The 3,208-nt window shown below is 60.2% G+C and carries 2 protein-coding genes and 1 pseudogene; all 3 read right to left on the bottom strand.

Features of this window, described 5'->3' with window-relative positions:
• Positions 1–410 precede the first annotated feature (410 nt).
• The 3 genes and pseudogenes from EG244_RS19945 to EG244_RS19935 all read right to left on the bottom strand — a co-directional run bounded on the left by EG244_RS19945 (position 411) and on the right by EG244_RS19935 (position 3,073).
• Positions 411–1,037 (bottom strand): transposase, encoded by a 627-nt coding sequence (locus tag EG244_RS19945; protein ID WP_407644058.1) that lies wholly within the window; start codon positions 1,035–1,037, stop codon positions 411–413.
• Between the two features lie 240 nt (positions 1,038–1,277).
• Positions 1,278–1,406 (bottom strand): annotated as a pseudogene (locus tag EG244_RS19940) (hypothetical protein); the annotation flags it as partial.
• 1,109 nt (positions 1,407–2,515) lie between these two features.
• A complete protein-coding gene (locus EG244_RS19935) occupies positions 2,516–3,073 on the bottom strand; it encodes a YaeQ family protein (RefSeq protein WP_124966896.1) in 558 nt (185 codons plus the stop codon).
• Between the last annotated feature and the right edge of the window lie 135 nt (positions 3,074–3,208).

Raw genomic sequence — 3,208 nt, 5'->3', positions numbered from 1 at the left:
AATCCAATCCTGCAAACAGCGATCAATCGACACTTCCGTTGCAATAAAAGGCAAAAACCATTTTGATTTATTGGGTTTATACAACGATTTTATCACCTCCTGGCGCGTCACAGCACGCGTCTGTTCGGTGCGACCGGTGATGCATAGCAGTTGCCGCTGAGGTCGTGACAAACTGGCGCGACAGCTAAAATATTCTACCACCCTGACTTTTTCAGCAGCCTGCTAACCCCTTCATTGTTTGCTGCAATACGGACCCTATTCGGCGTGCCGAGCGCTGTAAAAGGGTTGAGGACTGAGCAGTCGCACGCCACCGGTTCGGGAGAGACTGCGAAGGGCACGGATTTGGACGTCTGCGACCTGTCTGTCGAATGCCCTTGCCATGAGCCTTTGTCCGAGCGGCCTGATGCCGTTCATCTTCGCTTTCCCCGGCTGCGACGGTGATACTCCCTCCATTTGCGCCAGAGCGCTCGCCCAAAACGTTTGGACGAGCGGACCGCATCCTCGCGGGCCCTGGCGCCCTCCGTTGTGGGCTTCCATAAGCGGGCATTTTTGGCCCCTCTGGCGGCGATGGCATCGTGACAGGCTCTTGTGTCGCAGGCGCCGTCTGCTGTCACAGGGGCGATCTCCTCTTGCGGGGCGATCTGGCTGAGCAGGTCAGGCAAAACCGGCGCATCACCAATAGCACCGGAGGTGATTCCGATGGCACGGATCTCCAGTGTTTTCTCATCAACGGTGATATGGATCCTGCGCCAAATGCGACGTTTGGACCCCCCGTGCTTACGTCGCCGCCACTCGCCTTCACCCGCCACCTTGATCCCTCCCCGCCATGGTCTCTCGAACCAGTGGCGCTCCCATGGCTCGATGTTGATCAGCAGATGCAGACCTTCTCTGGCGCGGTCAGGGATCGCCACCTTCAATATAGTCTGTCGGCGGCTCAGGGTGCTGAACAGAGGAGGATCAGACATCTGTCCAGTGGCAGATGTCCCGACGATGGGCACCGACCACGACAGACCGGACAGAGCCAAAAAGCTCTCCATAAATCCCCCTCGCCAGGGGGCCCCGAACCCATGGCGGACCCTGGCTCGATCTGTCGCAATGGCAGCCCGAAAAGCACCGCTCACGGGTCAGGCAGGCCTGGATGGCGGTCGTCGGGCAAACCAATCGCAGGGCATTTGGTCCCCCGGATCAAATACTTGTCCTGCTCATACCCGGACTGTTTGCTGATCCTCCTTACCGCTATAGACCTGTTGCCGGCCGCGCTTGCCTGAGGGCATGGCTTCCCACTCCATGTCCGCATCAAGCCAGACCCTCAGTGAGCCGCGTTGCTTCAGCGCTTGATTACAGGCACGCCAGTTCTGGTTTTGTAGCGGGGTTTGGGTGGGTAGCTCATGCCAAAAACGTAGCATGATCAGGCAAGGGAATGAATCCTCAGCCCTTTATGCAACAGCGCCGATCAGGGCTGCACATCTGCAGAAAACGGCAGTTCTATAGCCGTTCTTTAATCCTGGCCGGTAAATACCGCCTCTGCTGCCGTCTTCTCTTGCTGTGGCCCCGCTCATGGCTTGAAGTCGCAGATGCCCCGCGTGCAGGCAGCCCGGAAGACACCAAAGGCCTGATCATGCGCCTCGAAAATCGAGGCGGGCGAAGGGCCATCGGTCCGGGCCCGCTCGGCTGCGGCTCCTGGCTCTCGGGAGGACAGGCCAACATCATTCTGCTGTGACAAAGCCGAATAGGGGCGACCTGCACAGGAAAGATCGCAGCCGGGACCCGCCACCCGGTGGTCCCGGTCGGACTGGCAGGCCTCAGCCTGATCGTAAGGCCGCGGAACATAAGCCTTTGGCGCTGGTGCCACGCGGGTCTGCGACCCGCTTCGCGCAGCCCGGCGGACGGCATCAAAGCGCCCTCATATCCAAGGCGCGCGCAGGGCTTCGAAGGCCCGGATCCGTGTCAGCCGCGCAGGGGACTGCCTGTTCGCATTCGATGAGAAGCCGGTCCGGCTGCTCCGGCCAGGCCCCGATCCGTGGCATCGGCTGAGAGCTGAACCCTGTCTCGTCCGACCGCAAAATCCTGCGGGGTGTATTCCGCGAGACCCGCAGTCTTCTTCATCGACCCGCGCAATCCTAGCTACCTCCGTCCGCTGATCCACAGCGAATGATCCGCCGAAACTCCAGGGGGGCAAAACTGCACGCCGAAATACACCGCAGGTCAGGCTGTCGGGTTCAACCACAACATCAATGCAGGGCAGATGGGCAGGCAGCGCCCCATGGCTGGCCTTGCGCTTTTTGGCCCGACACTGGGGGCTGCGCGCCCCCCCGGCTTTCTCTTCGGTATGAACGGCGGGCAGAGCCTTCTCAATAGCCGCAAAGGCGGGGTCAGCTGTCCCGGGCGCGGGTCAATGACCGCTCACGGGGCTTCCTGACCGCAGGACACAGGCAGCCTCTGTGATCCAGCCGCTTTTCCGGCCGTTCTCAGGCGGCTGCCCGATTTCCAAACAGCTGCGCGGGCCCGGATGCTCTCAGGCCTCCGCGAGCTCTGACTGCTGCCAGATGACCGGCGTGATATAGGTGATGGCGTCATCCACGCTCACCATCAACTCACCGTCCTGAATATTGACCTGCATCCGCATCGAGCGGCCGGCCTGTTCGGCCAGCTCAGCCGTGGCGCTTTCCGCAAAATTCACGACCTTCAGATTGTCAAAGCGCGTCGTGCTGCTGCGGATCTTGTCCCACCAGATCTCTGCCGCGCGACCGCCATAGGTGCAGATCAGCACAGAGCGGGATTTATTGCAGGTCTGGCGAACGACCTTCTCGCTGGGCGAACCCAGAAGCACCGAGAGTTCCAGCTCTCCGCTCAGACTTTTGCGCCAGATATCGGGCTCATCATCGGTCGAGAGGCCCTTGGTCATTTCCAGTTGCTCATGCGCCATCATGGCGAAGGCAACGAGGCGCAGCATCAGCCGCTCATTGGTCTCGGAGGGGTGCTTTGCCACGGTCAGCTTATGGGTTTCATAATAGTGACGATCCATATCAGAAACGGAAAGTTCAACTTTATGGATGGTCGCGTTAAGTGCCATGAGCCTGCCCTGATCCCCGGAAAAGCGGCACATCTACTGCATCCTCAGGCGGTCTGAAAGCGCAAAGGCGGCATGGCGGTCCCTGTAGCCGGGTGCTGAAATAGTCGGGCCTGGACGCGAATTGCGGAACATGAT

Source organism: Falsigemmobacter faecalis (assembly GCF_003863335.1).
Lineage (GTDB): Bacteria > Pseudomonadota > Alphaproteobacteria > Rhodobacterales > Rhodobacteraceae > Wagnerdoeblera > Wagnerdoeblera faecalis.
This window is presented reverse-complemented; position numbering and strand designations above follow the sequence as displayed.

Excerpts from the sequence above, each read along its gene's own strand:
- EG244_RS19945 (WP_407644058.1), bottom strand. The coding sequence starts at position 1,037 with ATGGAGAGCTTTTTGGCTCTGTCCGGTCTGTCGTGGTCGGTGCCCATC.
- EG244_RS19935 (WP_124966896.1), bottom strand. The coding sequence starts at position 3,073 with ATGGCACTTAACGCGACCATCCATAAAGTTGAACTTTCCGTTTCTGAT.